General features: G+C 54.9%; 17 protein-coding genes and 1 rRNA gene. 10 read left to right on the top strand and 8 right to left on the bottom strand.

All coding sequences use genetic code 11. The annotated features are described in order from the left end of the window. Positions 1-923 (bottom strand): 16S ribosomal RNA (locus tag ACMTNU_RS12305); the annotation flags it as partial. 286 nt (positions 924-1209) lie between these two features. Between ACMTNU_RS12305 and ACMTNU_RS12300 the strand changes: the two genes are divergently transcribed. Continuing rightward, on the top strand, positions 1210-2265 hold the full coding sequence (locus ACMTNU_RS12300) for a molybdopterin-dependent oxidoreductase (protein ID WP_413935552.1): 1056 nt from the start codon (positions 1210-1212) through the stop codon (positions 2263-2265). Positions 2266-2289: 24 nt separating this feature from the next. Here ACMTNU_RS12300 and ACMTNU_RS12295 read toward each other — a convergent pair whose 3' ends face one another. From ACMTNU_RS12295 to ACMTNU_RS12265, 7 genes are all read right to left on the bottom strand, one after another. Beyond that, entirely contained in the window at positions 2290-2769 is a 480-nt protein-coding gene (locus ACMTNU_RS12295) for a hypothetical protein (protein ID WP_413935551.1), read from the bottom strand. 116 nt (positions 2770-2885) lie between these two features. After that, positions 2886-3977 (bottom strand): mandelate racemase/muconate lactonizing enzyme family protein, encoded by a 1092-nt coding sequence (locus tag ACMTNU_RS12290; protein WP_413935550.1) that lies wholly within the window; start codon positions 3975-3977, stop codon positions 2886-2888. After that, on the bottom strand, positions 3977-5629 hold the full coding sequence (locus tag ACMTNU_RS12285; RefSeq protein ID WP_413935549.1) for a GH3 auxin-responsive promoter family protein: 1653 nt from the start codon (positions 5627-5629) through the stop codon (positions 3977-3979). The genes ACMTNU_RS12290 and ACMTNU_RS12285 overlap by 1 nt, the downstream gene beginning before the upstream one ends. Positions 5630-5635: 6 nt before the next feature. Next, positions 5636-6511, bottom strand: coding sequence for a sterol desaturase family protein (locus tag ACMTNU_RS12280; protein ID WP_413935548.1), 876 nt, complete (start codon positions 6509-6511; stop codon positions 5636-5638). Beyond that, positions 6508-6942 (bottom strand): hypothetical protein, encoded by a 435-nt coding sequence (locus ACMTNU_RS12275; RefSeq protein WP_413935547.1) that lies wholly within the window; start codon positions 6940-6942, stop codon positions 6508-6510. Before ACMTNU_RS12275 ends, ACMTNU_RS12280 begins: the two co-directional genes overlap by 4 nt. Before the next feature lie 125 nt (positions 6943-7067). Continuing rightward, positions 7068-7556: a signal peptidase II gene (gene lspA / locus ACMTNU_RS12270; protein ID WP_413935546.1), complete on the bottom strand. Its 489-nt coding sequence runs from the start codon at positions 7554-7556 to the stop codon at positions 7068-7070. Positions 7557-7637: 81 nt separating this feature from the next. Next, on the bottom strand, positions 7638-7862 hold the full coding sequence (locus tag ACMTNU_RS12265) for a hypothetical protein (protein WP_413935545.1): 225 nt from the start codon (positions 7860-7862) through the stop codon (positions 7638-7640). A gap of 695 nt (positions 7863-8557) precedes the next feature. Between ACMTNU_RS12265 and ACMTNU_RS12260 the strand changes: the two genes are divergently transcribed. The 9 genes from ACMTNU_RS12260 (at position 8558) to ACMTNU_RS12220 (ending at position 20536) form a co-directional block, all read left to right on the top strand. Further along, on the top strand, positions 8558-9160 hold the full coding sequence (locus ACMTNU_RS12260; protein ID WP_413935544.1) for a hypothetical protein: 603 nt from the start codon (positions 8558-8560) through the stop codon (positions 9158-9160). A 16-nt stretch (positions 9161-9176) separates the two neighbouring features. Further along, positions 9177-10478, top strand: coding sequence for a hypothetical protein (locus tag ACMTNU_RS12255; protein WP_413935543.1), 1302 nt, complete (start codon positions 9177-9179; stop codon positions 10476-10478). 10 nt (positions 10479-10488) lie between these two features. Further along, entirely contained in the window at positions 10489-10947 is a 459-nt protein-coding gene (locus ACMTNU_RS12250; RefSeq protein WP_413935542.1) for a hypothetical protein, read from the top strand. A gap of 10 nt (positions 10948-10957) precedes the next feature. Continuing rightward, positions 10958-13231: a PAS domain S-box protein gene (locus ACMTNU_RS12245; protein ID WP_413935541.1), complete on the top strand. Its 2274-nt coding sequence runs from the start codon at positions 10958-10960 to the stop codon at positions 13229-13231. 3 nt (positions 13232-13234) lie between these two features. Then, the gene (locus tag ACMTNU_RS12240; protein ID WP_413935540.1) at positions 13235-13930 is read left to right on the top strand and encodes a response regulator transcription factor; all 696 of its coding nucleotides are present in this window, start codon (positions 13235-13237) and stop codon (positions 13928-13930) included. A gap of 143 nt (positions 13931-14073) precedes the next feature. Continuing rightward, a complete protein-coding gene (locus ACMTNU_RS12235; protein WP_413935539.1) occupies positions 14074-14475 on the top strand; it encodes a response regulator transcription factor in 402 nt (133 codons plus the stop codon). A gap of 159 nt (positions 14476-14634) precedes the next feature. After that, positions 14635-15909 (top strand): glycosyltransferase family protein, encoded by a 1275-nt coding sequence (locus ACMTNU_RS12230; RefSeq protein ID WP_413935538.1) that lies wholly within the window; start codon positions 14635-14637, stop codon positions 15907-15909. Positions 15910-15912: 3 nt separating this feature from the next. Continuing rightward, positions 15913-18552, top strand: a complete 2640-nt coding sequence (locus ACMTNU_RS12225) for a glycosyltransferase (protein ID WP_413935537.1) — start codon at positions 15913-15915, stop codon at positions 18550-18552. After that, a complete protein-coding gene (locus ACMTNU_RS12220) occupies positions 18536-20536 on the top strand; it encodes an alginate lyase family protein (protein WP_413935536.1) in 2001 nt (666 codons plus the stop codon). The genes ACMTNU_RS12225 and ACMTNU_RS12220 overlap by 17 nt, the downstream gene beginning before the upstream one ends. Positions 20537-20651: the final 115 nt, after the last annotated feature.

Raw genomic sequence — 20651 nt, 5'->3', positions numbered from 1 at the left:
GGCCCCCGTCAATTCCTTTGAGTTTCAACCTTGCGGCCGTACTTCCCAGGCGGGATACTTAATGCGTTAGCTGCGGCACCGGCGGTAACCCGCCGACACTTAGTATCCATCGTTTAAGGCGTGGACTACCAGGGTATCTAATCCTGTTTGCTCCCCACGCTTTCGAGCCTCAGCGTCAGAAATGTTCCAGAGCGCCGCCTTCGCCACCGGCCTTCCTCCCGATCTCTACGCATTTCACCGCTACACCGGGAATTCCGCGCTCCTCTCCCATCCTCTAGCCGAGCAGTCCCCTCCGCACTTTCCGGGTTAGGCCCGGAGATTTCACGGAGGGCTTACCCAACCGCCTACGCTCCCTGTACGCCCAGTGAATCCGAACAACGCTTGCCACCTTCGTATTACCGCGGCTGCTGGCACGAAGTTAGCCGTGGCTGCTTCTGCAGGTACCGTCCGAACGGTTACCCGTTCCATCTTCCCTGCCGAAAGGGGTTTACAATCCGAAGACCTTCATCCCCCACGCGGCGTCGCTGCGTCAGGCTGTCGCCCATTGCGCAATATTCCTTACTGCTGCCTCCCGTAGGAGTCTGGCCCGTGTCGCAGTGCCAGTGTGGCTGATCGTCCTCTCAGACCAGCTACCCGTCGAAGCCTTGGTGAGCCGTTACCTCACCAACAAGCTGATAGGACATGAGCCCATCCAAGAGCGCGATACCCACGGTATCGCTTTCTCTCCCGATCCGCAGACCAGGAGTCGTATGCGGTATTAGCTAACCTTTCGGCTAGTTATTCCCCACTCGAGGGTAGGTTACCCATGTATTCCTCACCCGTTCGCCGCTTTACAAACGTATTGCTACGTCTTCTCGCTCGACTTGCATGTATTAGGCGCGCCGCCAGCGTTCGTTCTGAGCCAGGATCAAACTCTCAAAAATAGGTGTTCATTAAATTTGGACCAAGGGCCACCACTTCAATACACCTTACACCTTACTCAACGTCCTCTATTCAGTTTTCAAAGAACATCCGCGTTCCTCACGCGAGCCGCGCACTATACATTGTGCATCGTCTCGTGTCAAGGGACCCGCTCGAAATAATTTCGCGTAGTTTCCCTTTGGCACCGCACCGTGACTCGCATCTGGCGCGGTCATCAGGCAGGAACACAGTCGCAATCAACGAGTGGGAAGATAACAAGGTATTTCTCAAGAGTCAAGAGGGTGATCCGTGTATAATTTCAAAATTATGACACAAGCGAAAAATAATTGGCCGATGCATCGTCGAACGCTGCTCAAAGCCTTGGGATTGGGAACATTAGTCGGAAGTACCGGCGGCTGTGATGCCGTCGGCGGAATATTCGGACGAATGTTTGCCGTCCCGCCGCGTGAGACGACCTATTTCACCCCAAACGCCAAATTCTATGTAGTCAATTATGCTGATGGCGCCGTTTCCGCCTCCCGCGAGCTGAATATCGAGCAGTGGAAGGTCCACATCACGGGTGCCGTGCAAAAGCCGATGTCGCTCGGCTGGCGCGATATCTTAAACCGTGATTCGTACGATCAGATTTCCACTCTCATGTGCATCGATACCTTGCCCGGTGGCGACAGCCTGGGCACCGCGACATGGCGCGGCATCTCGCTGAAGAAATTGCTCCTCGATTGCGGCGCTGATACCGAGACGGCGCGTGACGTCGTCTTTCGCGGCATCGACGGTTACGACGACAGCATTCCATTCACACGCGCCATGCAGGACGACGTGATGCTCGCGTTTCTCATGAACGGCGAGAAGCTCCCCAAAGAGCACGGCTTTCCGCTCCGTCTCCTGGTGCCGGGTCTCTATGGCATCAAGAATGTGAAGTGGATCGTCGAAATTGAAGTCTATCCTGGCGACTACAAGGGCTACTGGCAGCGCAAAGGCTGGACCGACGACGGAACAATTAAGGTATTTTCACGGATCGATTCGCCCGGACATTATCAAACGCTACGCGGGCCGGAACAGACGTTCCGCGGCATTGCCTTCGGCGGACCGAACAGCATCAGCAAAGTGGAGTTGAGCTTCGACGCCGGCCGCACATGGAACGACTGCAAGATCGAACCACCCATGTCGCCCTATTCTTGGGTGATCTGGACCTACACCTGGCGGCCATCAAAGCCTGGTAAATATCAAACCGTCGTACGGGCAACCGACACGAAGGGCCAACTTCAGATCGCCGAGATCGTCCGCCCTCAACCAGCCGGCGCGAGCGGGTACCACACGATCATTTCGGAAATCAGTGAAATCTAAAGCCCCATGGAGTTGACTCAGGTCTCAAGGCTGGGTCATGTTGGTTCTCAGCAGCTCAGCCGCCGCACGCACAGCAGAAGGAGACGAGAGGGCACTTTCATAAATGCCGTTCGTATCGGTCACGACGACGAGCCGCCATTGCCCTTTATAGGCCGGCTCTTCCCGCACATCCATCACCTCGATAAAGGGAAGAACAACCTCCTGCCCTGTCCACCGATACTGAATCGTGAGATGACCTTCCTGAAGCGTTAGCCGAGCAAATCCGCTCAGCGAGGTGAGTGCCAGCATCGCGAAGACACTTCCACCCACGACGACTCCCAGGACGACGCCCCCACGTCGGCTCACCGTACCGGACTGACCCAGCGAACCCATGGTGCGCAGCTGTGAGAACAGACCGTATACAACCCAACCAATTCCACTCGAAAGCAATGCGAAGAAACTGGCGGCCATCATCCAGCCAGCCTGATCACCAAAGGCCCAACTCAATGACACATGGTCGACCATGCTTCAAGTCTAGCAGAGCACCTTTCGTTGCTACCCGGCCGTCATCACTAAAACAGTTTCTCTAGGAAATGACCCCACTCATTATGAAGCCAAAAGATTGTGCCGCTCGTAACTCGTCAGAGTCGAATGAGTCCCAGACCAGCACCACTTAATGCCGTCGTGTCTAGTCGGCCAGCCGCACCGAACATCAACGGCGGATCGCAGATGTCCCGTTCGAGGAGTAACGTCCCAAACGCGCCTTCTTGCGCGATCACAATACCCCGATAGCTATTTGCGATCGTCAACGCCGCTCGCGTCAAGATACTCGTTTCCCCTACCTGGGCGCCGATGATGACGGGGATGCCGATCTCCTTGGCTCGTTTGGCGACTGCCAGCGCGCGGAGAATGCCCCCCATCTTCGACACACGAATGTTGATGATCCAGGTCGAAGGAGGATCACTCTGAATCAATGCAAACTGATCCACCCTCAGAAAGCTCTCATCAAGAATGATGGGAACCTTCATCTCTCGCGCCAACCAACGACAGCCATCGTAATCCCCGACCTTCAGCGGCTCTTCAATCGCAGTGATCCGGCCAGGAAGTTGCTTGAGGTACGACCAGGCTCTTTCGGCGTCACCCCACAGATTATTGGCATCGAGCCGGACCCGTAGCTTTGAATCTTTGAATGAATGCAATCGGCCCAGTTTGTCGATATCATCCTGCAACCGCCCTGTCACCTTCACTTTGAAATCGGTAAAACCAACCGAACGATATCGTTGGAGCTGCTTTTCAAATGATTGGAGATTATCTGTTCCCAATACCGCCGAATACTGAAACCGACCGTTGAGAGACGGAAGCCCTAACAACGTTTCAATCGGCAGTCCTGCCTCTTTGCCAAACAGATCGAGACAGGCGTTTTCAACCGCACACCAGGCAGCAGGGTTTTGATCGATGATGGAGACATGTTCAGCCACCCACTGCTTCACGTCCTGAACTGATCTGAATGTCATGCACTGTTCGCAATGGGTTTCAATAAAGTCCCGGATCGAGTCGATCGTTTCCCCCGTCACATAGCGGCGGGGACATCCCTCCCCTATTCCTGCTATGCCATCGCCGTTTGTCACCGTAACCAGCACCGCCTCAGTCATGGCACGAACCGCCGATGCATGGACGAAGGCTTGCTTAAAGGGAATATTCAGTGATTGAACGTCGAGCCTCTTTATAGCCATTACGCCCTCTCTCGGATGTGCTGCGAGAAATCGAATGAACAGTCCTGGTTATATTGCAATCGAATCAACTTGAACTGCGCGTCCCGTTGCCCCTTGGCCACACAATGAGCACGGTAGGCGTCTGCAGTATCAGGACGAAGCGGCACAGTGCGAAGCGGCTGCAGCCGACCGCTCTCCCGCTTGGCCTTGTATTCTATATTCATGCGGGCCAGCTGTTCATCGACCTCGCAACCGAACGAACTGGGTACTGCAGCATGTTCAAGATAGAGCGTATATCCCGCAGTGTGAACGTCGGCCAACATCACGTAGAACTCACAGGCGAAACCTGAAGCCCTTAGAGCGGCTTCAACCGCTTCTACCACATGATGCTCATACAGCTTTTCTCCCGTGATATTCGTAACGCCTTTGCCTTTTTGGACAAACCGAATGGTCGGGACCCGATTGAACCAGCCAGTCACTTCCACGATGTCGTTCATGGCGTAACGATACAGGCCGCTCCGTGTCGTCACACAAACCTGGTATTTCTTGCCCTGCTGCAGATCTCCGAGCAGAATAGGAGCGGTCATTTGGTCATCACCATCAGCGACTTCAATGAACTCAAAAACATGCTCCTGAAATGTGGGAATGCATCGATTCTCATGCACATCTACATTCAGACTTCCCAAACATTCGCTGGACAGATAGCCCATCTCGATCACGGCCGTGTCGTTCTGCACGAGGGTGCGTAATTTGGGAATCAGGGCCCCGCAGTTACCACCAGTCCAGGTAATGACCGCTCGAAGTTCCGGCCAAAGTACCGCGAGTGTCAATATTGATGGTGTACCAAGCAACGTTCGAAGATAGGCAAGACGATCAGCCTGGATGGGAATCGGTTCAGTCCAGGCGGTCCCCTGTGACAGGATCGGATGCCGTGGTCCGACTGCCAGCGCTTCCACCAGGAGCGGGAATTCCGAACGGATGATGCCCAATAATTTCAGAAGGGTCGATGGATTGGGCGTGGCAAGCACAGATAATGTTCCCCCCGCCAAGGCACAGGCCGCCATTCGCAGGTATTTGAGCCGATAGTCGGCCACACGAAGGATTCCATCCGGCAGCACGCTCTTTCCCCGAATCGCTTGAGGCACCCCCTCGTTCATCAACCCTGACATCGACCCGTATGGAGCGCCACCGGGCAACCGCCCTTCAACCGGCTGGCCCGCAATGACCAGGACCTGTCCATCATAGATTCCCGGGACACCGACCCATTGTGCGTAAGAAAAGAGCCGTTGATACCGACCGATCCAATCAATCGCCGATTGGGTCAGCGGCACATATTTTGGCTTGCCTGTCGTTCCGCTGGTTTGGACATAGTGGACCGGCTGTTCGGCATTCAGAAGCAGTTCCCCGCTCTGCTCCTGTCCCTCGATGTCCTGCCGAAGATCCTCATACTCGAGCACTGGAACGGCTTGAATAAACTCCTCATAAGAGCGAATCGAGGCAAACCTGTACCGTCGCCCAAACTGCGTATCCCGTTGTGAGGAGAGAATGGTCGACAACAGCCGGCGTTGAACGGTATCCGGTTGCTCGGTGTACCTCAGCAAGGGGAGCCAGTCACGATCCCGAATGAGGCGCATGGTCGACTGGATCGTGGCCTGGTCGATGTGGTCAGCCATACAGAATCACGCTGCCGTCTTGTCCAACTCAGGATGAAACGGGGCCGCCATCTGTTGCATGAACCCAGTGGGGTACCGGCGGTTGACAAGCCCCAGGGCCTCGACCTCACGATCCGAAGGCAGATAGCGAGTCCCGAAGAACCAATCCCAGATAATGAGATGATTGCCGTAATTATTATTGGATTCCTGTGCCCACATCGAGTGGTGCCAACGATGCAACTCGGGACCACTCATCAGATAGTTGAGCCAGCCCAGTTTGACGTCGACATTGGAGTGTTGAAAGAACCCATTCACCGCGTAGAACACGAAATACAGACTGAGGACAGTCGGCGACACCCCCATGAGAATGAACGGCAGCGAGTCGAGCAAAAATTGCAGTCCTTTATCGACGGGATGAAAACGGCCGACGTTCAGCGTGTAGAGCCGGTGCGGTGAATGGTGCACAGCGTGAAAGCGCCACAGGGGTCCCCATTCATGACTAAGACGATGCAACCAATACCGCGTGCTGTCAACCATGAGTGCCATCATGATGGCTTGCATCGGGACAGGCCATTCGCGAGGCCACCATGCAAACGTAGACCAGTCTTGCCCGTTCCAGATGTCGAACAACAGGAAGGCGACCCCCACCGCGAGCAGTTTCGGCCACAGAACATGCACCAGGGCGAGAAATGCCGAATCTTCCACCACGTCCTTCCCGGACGGTTTCCAGGAAGCGCGATAGGGCAACTGCAACTCAAGCCACATGATCAGTAATGAACCAAGAGTAACAGGCAGATAGGTCGAGAGCAGAAATCCCGCTCCTGCCTCCATGAGACGCAGATTGCCCCACACACTACCGAGCAGGATGACAGGATAGGCCCCATATTGAACGATCCGTTTCATGCCGTCTGCTCCAAGTGTCGCGGACCTATCGCAACGGAAGCCCTGTAGTGAAACCAGCCATAGATGAGCACGAATCCCGCGAGCACAAAGTGAAACGCCGTGGGCAGTCTGGCACTGAACCAGAAGTGATCAGTCGCCACCGTCAGGCCGAGAATGAGCCGGACACACATGAGCCCTCCATAAATCCCACCGAGCACAAGGAGGACTTTCCCGGCTTTCATCGACGGCACCACCACCCCTGTGTGCAGTCGCCAGATCACCCTGACACAGACCACAATAATCATGATCTGAGAGGCCACCAACAGCCCGTATGGTAGCGTCCCGCTTGCCCAGGCCTCGAACGGTGGAAGCCATGCCATAGGAGACCAGGCTTGAAGCAGTTGCGCAAACACTCGGCAGCAGAACAGTAACAACAGAATCGTCAGGACCACGACATACCTACGGCGGAAGAATGGCGGAAGTGTCGATTCAGAAACCACGTGATCAATTGTAGGGAAAAGCTGAAGAACGGGCGAGGAAACTCAATAATTTGGCCTAGAAACGGCCCACCAGGTGATTAACTGCGTGAAAGAGAATCCACAGATAAGGGCTTGGCCCAAATAGCTTGGAGGAGCAGCACCAGGAATCCGATCGTAATACACACATCCGCCACATTGAAGATGCCGGTACGGAGGCTACCGATGCCGAGGTTCATGAAATCGATCACACGGCCGTCGTTCATGATGCGGTCGACAAGATTGCTTAGCCCGCCGCTCAGTATCAGACTCCAAGCAACCACACTAGCGAGTGACATCGGTTGAAGGAAGAGAACCATCGCTAAGGCGAGGAGACACAGCGCAGGGAATACTTGAAAGAGAAGGACTCGTGCCCCATCAGAAAAATCTCCCCCGAAACTCAGGAACGCCCCGGCGTTCTCAGCATATTGGAGGCGGATCGTATCGTGAAACCACGAGTGCAGCGGCTGAAGAACCAGATACTGGTGAGCTGCATCTTTCGTGAGTTGATCACATCCTACACAGAGGATGAGCAGGAGAAAAACCAACACACTTCGGGGCTCCCGAAGCGGTCCCCTCCCCAAATCTTCGCGAATCGAGATGTCCTCAATCAAGGACTGCCGTGAGGACGATTAATTTTTGCGTGGGCGTCCGACCGGGAGTTTCCCCTTTCGCTTCTTGAAGCGTTTCCCCTTTTCAAGTTTTGCGAGCGAGGCTTGGATCGCAGATTCGACGACACCGGTCAGCGTCAACTTCGGACTCCAATACACGACGGTTCGCAACCGTTCGACCATGTGGGCCGAGAGAGATAGCGTAACCCTCTCCTTACGTTTTGTCACTTGCTGTTCCCGCTTCATTGGACCATCTCCCTCCCGATGTACTCATCCATACCGTCTTCCCATATACTTGCATAACATGCACTATTCCGCACACGCAAGGGGTATTGGCGGCACCCCAACATGATTGTTTCCTCAAGATACGCATATCTTCTTCCAAACAAGAGGCACGAGTCAAACAGTCGCGACTGATTGACGCCGGTTGTCTCATGATAGAACAATCACGTTCCACGAGCCTACCCCCTCCACGAATCAAACACCTCCCGTACAGTAGAAGAAACATCGACGGGGTCAGTCTGGAGCAGGCGGGTGACAACGGCCCCCAGCTACGTACGGGAAGCGGGCTCAGAGTCTCGACGTGCGGCACAGAGTCCGACTCGCCTCTTCGGGCGGGCAGCCTTGCCGGACGGACTTTCGGAACAGCCTGCGAGAAACCCCGATCAGGGCGGACACCATGCGCCGATCCATTTGGAAAACAGCACGAGGTTGATCAATCCACCGGCAGCCATCACTTTCATTGTATTCCTAATTTGTTCGTACTCAATGCCACGTACAACACGACTTCTCGCAGTACCGTCTTTTTACTAAGCCTTGTTTATTGTGGGTCATTCCCATTAAAAGACATCTCCTGGCGTTTACAAAGCCTCGCCTGCCTCGTCAAAGGGGAGGCAGTCTAGGAACGCCAAGAAACCTCTGCCGGTTCGAAGGAGTGGGTGATGGTCAAACAGAATATGACCCTGTCAGGGAACATCGTCTTAGCCGCATTCCTGGCACTCTTGAGCCTGCCATCTTGCAAGTCGCGACCCGATCTTGTGATTCATCAATCCGACACACTCTCAGTCGTGATCTGCGAACTCCCCGCAGGGTACCCATTGATCATGCCGGCTCACCACCCCTACACAATCCCACCTGAAGCGGTCATCGATATCCTGGAGTCTCTCACCTATGATGCGGGCACGTTGTTGCCGTTTGCCAATGCTCGCCCTCGGAGAGTGTTCACAAAGCCTCAAGCAGAGCGGTTGGCACCAGAATTGTCCAAAGCGTTGAGCCTTGCCCCTCCAGAACGCGTCTCTGCCTTCACCATTGCCGATGTGGAGAAGCCGGATCGGCTGACGACGGGTTTCGTGTTTGTGCTCGACGGTGAGGTGCATCTTATTATCGAACACTTACAACGGCCTCGATATGAAGGAGAACAAACCTCGTATCAACAACCGGTGTCCAACTGGAAACTTCGGCCAACCGGCAATCAACGCCTGTATGCACGCCACCTCAATGGGAAAGGCGAGATGACGAACTGGATCATCTCTCCCCTCCGGTAAAGGATCGGGAGAGACCATGACACAATACCGACCAAAGTTTCAGCGATCCTCTGCTCGCCACAACCCCCTACGAAGTATCGTGGGATTGGTCACGCTCCTTCTCTGTGCACTGGTCCCAAACCTGCTCCTCGCCCAAACCACCCACGTGCCGTCCAAGAGTGAGAGAGACGATACGGTCGAACAGCTGAAAAAGCAGCTCCACCAGATAGAAGAGCACCACCGTAAGGAACTCGCTGATCTGAAGGACCGTCTTGGAGTCGTGGAACAACGACAGAGCAGCCTATCGGATGAACTGGCTCAGAACATCCGAGTCGGTGCCTACGGAGCCGTGATATTTGAAAGTTTTCAGGATCGACGGTCGACCCATGACGGCAACTTCGAAGTCTTGATTTCAGGGCAGTTTCACGACCGGATTCGCGTCTACACCGAAATTGATCTGGGACTTCCCAATGGAACCGCGGATGCGGAACAGGCCTACGTCGATCTTCTCCTGACTCAGGCCTTCAATGTTCGTGCTGGAGTGCTATTGATCCCGTTCGGCAAATTTAATCTTGATCACTTTGACCCACGCAGGGATCTCATACGCCCGCCTTCGGTGGCACGCCTCGTGACCCCTACCACCTGGGGCGATTTGGGATTCAGCGCCTTTGGACTCATACCGATCTCAGATAACGTCAAAGCGACCTACGAAGTTCAGGTGATCAACGGACTCACGGATAAGTTTATGGCCACACCAGGCAACATTCCTGACCCAGGCCTGCAGAGTGCGCGAACAGGATTACGCTCAGACAATAACGGCGACAAGGCCGTCGTCGGACGCGCAACCCTAAAATTCTTTGATCAGTATGAAGTAGGACTTTCAGGATACCGTGGAGACTACAAGACCGGTTCCCAGGACCTGATCACTGGCATCGCCTTCGACACCGAATTCAAGCCTCGCAATGTGAAGATATGGGAAAACTTTCAGCTCAGGAGCGAATTCGCACGGTTTGATATTCAAGGTTCACCGACACTCTCAAGCCTCTGGGGATATTATATTCAGCTGACGTATCGGTTCTGGCCTTCCGCGCTGAACTCCACCATCCTGGGACGCCACTTCAACAATCCGACACTCGCGCTCGTCGGACTCTACGGTCGAACCAAGATGAATACGGTAGCAAGCCCGACCGGGAGTCTGACCGGAGAGCAAATGATCATTGGATTTAACTATCGTCCGGTGGAAGATTACGTATTCAAGATGGAGTATCAGTTTAACAACGGCCAATTCAATCAGTTCCCATCCGACGGATTTCTGACATCCATCGCGTGGATCTTCTGACGGCTATCCCATGAACCGCCCATCCCGTACAGGAACGCGCCCGCAACCGGCGCTGGCAATGACGCTCGCGCTTTGGCTCTACACCGCCCTCGCACATGCTGAGCCCCTCGCCGTTATTGCCAATAAGAATAATCCCAACACCTCACTGAGTACGACCACCGTCGCCAGCATGTACCGAGGAGAGACGCTCCACTGGCCGGGGGGCGACCGAATTAAGCTGGTCAATCGTGAAATCTCCGCCGAAGAGAGGAAGACGTTCTATCTGCGTGTCCTGAATGCAAAGCCGGATCAAGTCTTCTATCGACAAAGTACGCCCGTTCCCGTCCAGAGCGTGATTGAACGGTCGGACGAAGCCATCGTGCGCTTTGTCGGCGTCATTGAAGGAGCCATCGGATACGTCAACCTCTCTGCAGTCAAGGCAATGAAAGATAGTCAGATCAAGATCATGCTTATCATCGAGAGTCGATAGCGTCATCACTATGATGATCCGACGGTGGTTGACACGTTCCCTGACACACAAGCTGATGGCCTTGTTTTTTGCCGTCTTCTTCGGCGCGGTCTGTGGCCTGACCTTCTTCGCCTATACCTCAAGCCGCAATGCCATGTATCAAGAGTTCAAGATCCGCGGAGAGACGCTCGCCAAGACTATTGCATCACAAGCGCGCACGCACTACAGGGAACAGGACATTGAGGGACTGACCACACTTCTCCATTCTCTTGGCGAAGGCGAAGATGTTGTCGCCATTCTTGCGTATCGCCCCTCGAAGGACGTGTGGCTCGAATTTTCCGGAATTCAACTTACCACCGAAGACCTCATCTTGCCGGACCTTGGGGACGTCTGGCAAAGAGATGTGGCCCTCCGGAAGGGATACCGTATCTCAGAGTTCGGACGACTCATCGTCGACGTTCCCAACCAAGGAGAACGGGACAACCTCCTCGCTGCTTCATCGATCGGCTCGGTCAGAATCTTGTTGGATCGGGATGCGCTTGAGCAACGACTCAGCAAATTAGTGAGCCAAACCGTGGGAGCCAGCATGTTCACGCTTCTGCTCGGAGGCGGACTCTTCATCATCCTGCTCAGACAATCCTTGCAGGTCATCGCTCCCCTCACCGAGGCCACGAAGAAAGTGGCCGAAGGCGACCTGTACGCGACCGTGCCCGTGTCCAGCGCCGATGAGTTGGGCGAATTGGCCAAATGCTTCAACAGCATGACCGAGCAGCTCTTGCATACGACCGTGTCGAAAAACTATGTCGACAACGTCATTCGCTCCATGACCGACCTCCTGATCGTGTTTAGTCCGGACGGCACCATACGAAGCGTCAACCATGCGACGCTCAATCTACTCGGATATGAAGAACAGGAACTGCTCGGCCAAGGCGGGGCAATCCTGTTCCCACCCCATGACAACCCACTGGATGGAGAGACCTATCAGAACATGCTGCGGCAAGGCTCGATTCACCAAATGGCGATCACCTGTCTCGCGAAGAACGGGCGGACCTTCTCGCTGTCCTGGTCGGCGGCCGTGATGCGGGGAGAGGATGGTCTCATCGAGGGGATCGCCTGTATCGCCAAGGACAGAACGGAACAGGACCAGGAGGAAGAGCAAATACGACTGCAAGGGACGGCACTCGAATCCGCCGCGAATGCCGTGATGATCATGGACCGCATCGGACGGATTACCTGGGTCAATCCCTCCTTCACGTCATTGACCGGGTATACGGCTGACGACGTGCTCGGCCGGAACATCCGCAGTCTGACCGCTGAGCAACAGGCCCAGCCCTTCTATCAGAACCAGTGGCAAACGATCATGCGCGGCAAGGTCTGGCATGGCGAAAGCACCAATCGTAGAAAAGACGGCAGTCTCTACACGGAAGAGGAAACGATCACTCCCGTCCGTGACCGGAAGGGCGAGATCAGTCACTTCATCAGCATCAGACAAGACGTCACGAAACGAAAGCAGGCGGTGGAGACGATTCAAGATGCCCATCAGAAGTTGAAAGCGCTCGATCAATTACGGTCGCAATTTTTCGCCGACATCAGTCATGAACTCAGGACCCCCTTGACCGTGATCAGGGGAGAAGCTGAGGTAACCCTCAGAGGAAAGGAGAAACCGATCTCCGAATATCGGGCCACGTTGGAACGGATCGTCCAACTATCGAGTCAAATGAATAAGTTGGTCGGCGATATTCTGTTTTTAGCTCGGTCGGAATCGGGCACGTTGCAGATGGATCTCAAGCCGACCTTGCTGGGGCCGATGCTTGAAGAGGTACGCCGAGAAACGGCCATTCTTGCGCGCTCACAGAACATCGCCGTGACGCTGCAAGGGGTGTCGCGCGAGGCGACGGTTCAAGGAGATCCAGAACGGCTCATGCAACTCTTCATGATTCTCACGGACAATGCCGTCAAATACGGACGGAAAGACGGCTCGATTGTCATTCGACAGAACACCTCGGAGCATGAGGTGCAGGTCATGGTCTCCGACAACGGGCTGGGAATTCCCGAAGCGGATCTTCCGCATGTCGTCAAGCGAGCCTATCGTGTTTGGCGGGGCCGTCCATCGGCAGTGGGTGGGGCCGGACTTGGCCTGCCGATCGCCAAGTGGATTGCAGAAGCGCACCACGGGGACATCTCGATCACCAGTACTCTCCACCAGGGCACGACGGTGACCGTTCGACTTCCCCTTCATCCGGTTCCCTCCCCGCAATGTACTCACGAACCTGATCACGCGTCACGCACACCGGAAAGGGTCTAGCCCATGGCAGCCATACATATCCTCGTAGTGGAAGACGACGAGCGGATTTCGACATTCATCAAACGTGGGCTGGAAGCGGAAGGCTACCTGGTGGATGTCGCTCAAGATGGGCAAGAAGGAGTACAGCGAGGCCTCACACCGTACGACCTGATCATTCTTGACCTTGTATTACCGGACACACATGGCCACCAAGTCTGTCAATCCTTGCGCCGTGAGCAGATCGAGACCCCGATCCTCATTTTGACGGCCAAAGATGCCCTGGAGGACAAATTGAGCGGATTCGACCATGGCGCGGACGACTATCTCACAAAACCTTTTGCCTTCGAGGAACTGCTTGCGCGCATTAAGGCCTTGCTCCGACGGCGACCATCACACAACGAAGAAACGGCCCAGGTATTGTGCGTAGCCGATCTCTCGCTCAACCGAAGCTCACGCGAGGTGCGCCGAGGCGACGCGATCATCCCCTTGACTCGGAAAGAATTTGACCTGTTGGCATTTCTTATGTCCCATCCTAATAAAGCGCTCAGTCGCACCTCCATTCTCGAACAAGTCTGGGGCTATCATCACGACACCCTGACCAATACCGTCGATGTCTATATCGGATACCTGCGAAAAAAAATCGAAGGCGGCTCGCAAACAAAACTGATTCAGACCGTGCGAGATTTCGGATACAAGATCTCAGACAATCAATCTTCCTGACCGACCTGCTGAGATACTTCCTACACAACACACATCTTAGTTCTTATCAATTTCTCATCTCGCTCTCAGCCGCCTCTCATCTCGTTCGCGTACGGTAGCCCCTGACGATATTGCGCGTCACGATACTCAGATAGGGAGCGGCTGTGCACATTCTGATCGTGGAAGATGATGAGCGGATTGTCGGTTTCATGAAGCGCGGGCTTGAAGCCGAAGAGCACCGCGTAGAGGTTTCCTCAGGAAAGTCGCAGACATTGGCCCTGACCAGGGCCAATGTCTACGACGTCATCATCCTCGATATTTTTCTGGGGCCTGATGACGGGCTCGACATCTGCCGGACCCTCAGGCAGCGAGGGGTGGAATCGTCCATCCTCCTCATGACGGCGAAAGGGACGGCGGAAATGGAAAAAATGAGTAGGCAGGCCGGCGCGAATGCCTATCTTTCGAAACCATTTTCATTCGATGACCTTCTCGAGACGCTTACACGCTTTGGTGCGTCCGGCATCGTTTCCAACCGTCCGGCGGCGATGATCGAGCAGAACCTGTAACGAATGTGTTTACGAAATCCAATCAGTCTCGTCCAACAAACATGACTGTATCTGAGATGCACATGAGAGGCTGTTTCAACACGAACATGAGCAAACGACGGAAGTGGTCATGAACCGACCGCGCATACCTGGGCGACAAGGAAGAATGAGGCTGAACCGATGTTGATCATGCTCTACTCACACGATAGTTACGGCCTCGGCCACATCCGCCGGAGCCTGGAAATTGCGCAGCATCTGTCTGAACGTATCCCGCATGCCTCTCTGATCATGCTGACCGGATCCATGCAGGCTCACGCCTATGCGTTACCTGAACGTATGGAGTACATTAAGTTGCCAGCGCTCACCAAGGACGCCGACGGACAGTATTGCTCGCGACTGCTTCCACATACAATCGACATCACGCTCAAGCTTCGCCAACGCATCATTCTCGAGAGCGTCCGCAATTTGCGACCCGACATCCTCTTAGTCGACAAGGCCCCGGCCGGCATACGAGGGGAACTCTTACCGGCCCTCCAATTCCTCAAGACCAAGTCGCCCTCAACCAGAATTATCTTGGGGATGCGCGATATCGAGGATCATCCCGATCACGTTCAAACTGAATGGACCAAGTCCGGCATCATCCCCTTGCTGAAGAACACGTATCACGCCATTTTCCTTTACGGCTCACGCACGATCTATGATCCAGTCAAAGAATATGGACTTCCGCGGAGCATTGAGCAGAAGGTTGTCTCGTGCGGCTATGTGGGCAGAACACAACCGGACGTTTCTCGAGAGGACACTCGCCGAGACTTAGCTCTACGGAGCGATCGCTTGGTTCTGGTCACCCCCGGTGGCGGGAACGATGGCTATCCCCTCGTGAAGGCATACGTCACGATGCTCAGAAAACGATTTGCTTCTCGACGGCCCAATTTTGACACCCTCATCGTGACCGGCCCGTTGATGGGCCCTGAGCAACACCGTCGCCTCCAGCAAGCCGCCTCTCCGGAGCTGGCATTAACCGTCCTAGATTTCACCCCACGACTGTACGAGTATCTTGCAGCAGCTGATCTCGTTGTGTCCATGGGCGGCTATAACACCGTCGTTGAAATTCTGACCGCCAACCAACGGGGGATTATCGTGCCGCGAGTCCGTCCGAGACTTGAACAATACATCAGAGCAGAACGCCTAGCAGCGCATGGTCTGATCGACATGATGCACCCGGATCAATTGACCCCTACGAGCCTATTCAAAGCCATCACACAGTCGTTGCAACAGCCTCGGCCCCCTCGCCCGGAGGATATCGGGATACCTCTGAACGGTGGCGCCAACGTCTCCAGGGCCGTGACTCAGTTGTTTATGGAAACACAGCACATGAGGACAAGCACCGCTCTCATCAGTCCCCCATCGGACATTCTCTCGCGGGCGACACTGAGGGCGCACCACTCCACGGTGTAGACCATGCCGACACAATCCACGCCAAGAATCGGATACCTCCTCAAAGTGTTTCCAAAAGTGTCGGAGACATTCATCCTGCAAGAGGTGTTGGACCTGGAAGCGCTGGGACTGGACTTGTCGGTCTTCGCCCTTGAGCCGCCGACCGACCCTATCACCCACGATATGGTCGGCCAAGTCCGCGCATCGGTTACCTATCTGCCCCGCTCGCTCGGCACCTTACACCACAATCCGTTCTGGGCCCATCTTCGGCTCTTCATCAGCTCCCCTCGGCGGTATGTCTCGACCATTCAATTTTGGCGTCGATCCACCGAGCAGCCTTCGTGGCCGAAATTTATCCAGGCCGGTTCACTCGCTGCGGCGCTTCTCAACCAACGCATCGGTCACCTCCACGTCCACTTTGCGAATGCCCCCACGAGCGTCGCTGAACTCGCTCACCGGCTGACAGACATTCCGTACAGCATGACCTGCCACGCAAAGGATATCTTCCTCACACCACCAGCCATACTACAAAGGAAAATGCACCATGCGGAATTCGTCGTCACCTGCACCGAGGATAATCGGCAGTACCTCCAGCGTCTGTCGGACAACGGCACCCCGCTCCTTCGTCTCTACCACGGCCTGAATCTGGCCCGATTCGACCGGCTACGGCACGATCATCCTACTGCACCGTCAGCGACCCCCACAATCGTAAGCGTCGCACGCTTTCGAGAAAAGAAAGGGTTACTCACGCTCCTCCACGCCTGCCATTTGCTGAACGTCCGTGGCTACCGGTTTCACTGCTGCATCGTCGGATTCGGCCCCTTGCAATCCGCCATGGAAGCGCTGATTCAAGAGTTCCATCTCGAACATCTCGTCCTGTTGATGGGACAACAACCACTCGAAGAAGTCGTGGGGCTCTACCAACGTGCCGACATCTTTGCCCTTCCCTGTCAGGTCGCTCAGGACGGCGATCGCGACGGGATTCCGAACGTCCTCATGGAAGCCATGGCATGCCGACTCCCCGTCGTCACGACTGGAGTTTCAGGCATTCCGGAACTTGTCCGACACGATCACAACGGTCTTCTTGTTCCCCAGCGAGACCCTGAAGCGTTAGCGCTGGCCCTCGCTCATCTTCTGGATCATCCGGCAATCCGTCAACGCTTAGGACAAGCCGGGCGTGAGACCATTGAGCAGCAATTTACGTCCAGCCATGCGAGCCATCAACTCAAGACGCTCTTTCTCACGGGAACGGTACCGATAGAAGCAGCCCCATTGCAGACGGCAGACACCTTTCCCCATCCAGACAGAAACAAGACAGAGACCCGCTCGTCCGACGGCAGCATCGGTTATATTATGAAAGGATTCCCCCGTCGATCAGAAGCCTTCATCACCAACGAAGTTATGCTCCTGGAGCAGATGGGGCTTCAGCTGCACCTCTTCTCTGCGTTTCAAGGCGAAGCGAACTGTACCGGACCGCATGGAAAGGCCCTCATTTCACCGCTCACCTATCTGCCCGAAGACAGCGAGAAAACAGACAGCGGATTTCTGTCCTGGCTGATCGCAAACCTTCCACGATATTGTTCGAGTCATGTTCGACTCCTTCGCACCGTTCCGCTCCGATATCTGCATGCTGCATGGGAAGCCTGGACATTGAGCCTGAGCTGTCGGAGCAGCGTCTTCACGTGGCCCAAGAAAGTGTTCTACAAAGATTTTCTTCGTGCCGGGGCGATTGCCGACTCCGTTCTCAAGTCAGGAAACATCCGTCATCTGCACGCCCACTTTTGCCATGGCGCAACAACCATGGCCATGTTCGCAAGCATGCTGAGCGACCTGCCCTTCAGCTTTACCGCCCACGCCAAGGACATTTATCTGCCAAAACTGAACCCCGGCGATCTGCTGTCGCTTAAACTACGTCGAGCGAAGTTCGTCGTGACCTGCACAGGAGCCAACCATCATCACTTGCAGGACGTCTCCTCACAGAGTGCCCCGATCCACACCATCTATCATGGAGTCGATACGACGCGTTTCGCTCCGGCCATTGACCGAGAGACGCCGGCAATCCCAACAATCCTGTCAGTCGGACGCTTCGTCGAAAAGAAAGGGTTTCCCTTTTTGATCGAGGCCTGTCGGCTCATTCATGAGCACGGAATCCCGTTCCGTTGCCGGATCGTCGGTGAACCTGATGAACAGACTGATGTAGTAATGGGCCTGATTCACCGGTATGGTCTTGAGGAAAACATTGCAATCGAACCAGGTGTGACACAAGAGGAGCTCCGCACTATCTATCAGAGCGCCACGGTGTTTGTGCTCCCCTGTCACGTGGTGGACAACGGTGATCGAGACGGCATTCCGAACGTCCTCGCCGAAGCCATGGCCTCTGGAGTCCCGGTGATTTCCACATCGGTCTCCGGCATTCCGGAAATCATTAAAGATCGACGCAACGGCCTGTTGGTCGCACCGCGCGACCCGTTGGCCCTTGCCAAAGCCATCGAAGAACTGCTGGTTGACTCCGACTTCAGGAACAGTCTTGCTCATGCCGGGCGTGAGACGATGTGCCGAATCTTTGACTCGAGTCAGACTACGAAACAGCTGTTCAACCTTTTTCATATGGAAACTGTTGGGACCACCACTGATCACCAGGAAACCCATGCGGCTTGCCACTAGTCAGCACCCTTCGAGTGAACAGATGGACTCCCGGCATCTCTTTGCGGAACCCTTCCAGCGCTTGACCGCTGACGCCTTGCTGAACCATTTCCAGACCAGGACGACGATCCACTATTTCCCGGTCCTGGATGCGGTTGAAACGGCACGCCCGAAGATTGACGACATACTGATGAATCAGTTTGAGTTCAACGGCGAACGTCACATCTTTTCCGGCTCCCCGCTCTGGCTCACCAATCTCAGCAGCGACCAGGAATGGCTGATCCTGCTCCATAAATTCTATTACGCCGTCGGGCTCGGCATGGCCTATCACGAGACGAATGATCCTCGATACGCCAAGGCATGGGTTGACATCACCGGCTCCTGGATTCGAACCGTTCCGCTCGATTTCCTCCCCAGCGACGTCGCAGGACGGCGCATCCAGAATTGGATCTTCGCTCATTACTATTTCGTGAACACGACCCGGGCAAGCTGCGTTACCCCAGACTTCTACCGTTCCTTTCTGTCCTCGCTACACCACCAGGTCTCATATTTACGAGACCATGTCACGCCGGCCAGAAATCATCGGACATTGGAACTCTGTGCGATCTTCCTGGCCGCCGTCGTCTTTCCAGAATTCACCGAGGCTCGCGAATGGCTCGCCTGGTCCAGAACCGAGCTGGTGAGGAACATTCAGTCTGATCTCCAGCCCGACGGAGTCCACTGCGAACAATCCACCGATTACCATCACCTGGTGCTCAAGAACTATCTCTGGATCACCAAGCTTGCGCGCCTCAACCAGATCGAGATGCCGGAGCCGTTTGATCAATTAGTGAAGAAGGCTTTGGAATTTTCACTCTATGCCCACAGACCTGATGGCCTGATCCCCGCTCTCAGCGACGGCGATAGCCGCTGCTTCCTGGACCTCTTGCAGCAAGGCTACGATCTCTACGGAGGGGAAGCTCTCTTGTATGTCGCGTCACGAGGCGCACAGGGACAGCCTCCGACTGTGCGATCAAAAGGATTTCCCCATAGCGGCTATTATGCATTGCGGAGCGGTTGGGGTGATCGGGATCAAACCTATCAGGACGAACGCTACCTGATCTTCGACTGCGGCCCGTTGGGTGCTGGGAATCATGGGCATTTGGATCTGCTCAGTTTCGAAGCCTATGCCTACGGCACACCGCTCATCATGGATCCAGGCCGTTACACCTATGATGAATCAGGACCAGTCAATTGGCGTGTCCGTTTTCGCAACACGGCTGCTCACAACACCGTGCTGGTGGATGGGCGAAATCAAACTCGGTACGAGTGGAAAAAGAGTCGGTTCAAGATTTCAGGTCCCGAACCTGATCGATCGATGGTCGCATTTGTCAGCAAGCCCGGGCTTGACTATCTGCATGGTATAGCTCGTAGCTATGAGTATCCGGTGATTCATGAGCGGAAGGTGCTGTTCATCAACGGAGAATACTGGGTCATTTTCGATCTCCTGCGTGCAGACGAATCCCACCGGTATGACCTTCACTTCCATCTCGCACCACCCGCACAAGGGGAGGTTTCGCTCTCCGTGTCGCACGACACGCTGTCAGTCTATTCACCCAAGCTGGTCCTTGCACAGCCGCTTGTGCCGACCGTACGCCCCTCCATCGAGGAAGGGTTTGTCTCCACATCGTACGGTACGAAAGAGCGGGCGCCGATCGTCCGCCTGACGCAAGATGCCTCGATCACGTGCTTTCTGACCGTCGTGTACCCCTATAAGCACGAGACACCGAAGATTTCCATCGCTGCTCAACAGATCCCAGACCTGGTCAGGCCTGTGGGAGGAAAACATCGGGCAACTGTGTCTATCACCATCACTCACACGAATAGCGATCAGTATTGCGATGAACTGGTCTTTCTCGAGCATCAAATCCATGAGAATGACTCCCTCGTGCCTTCCTGTACCGATCATGTGTGCATCACGCGCACAGGCCGCGATGGTCGACCACTATTCAAACATCACGCCTAGCCATGATGAATACCGCTGTGATCCCAACAACAAAAACATCTCGACCTTCTCAGCGTGATGGACGCGACGACATTCCAATGGATGTCCAGCTTCCACAGCTTTCGATGATCTTAGA

The organism is Nitrospira sp. BLG_1 (assembly GCF_047338595.1).
Lineage (GTDB): Bacteria > Nitrospirota > Nitrospiria > Nitrospirales > Nitrospiraceae > Nitrospira_D.
Note: the sequence above shows the minus strand (reverse complement) of the source record. Positions and strands in the feature narration are given on the sequence as shown.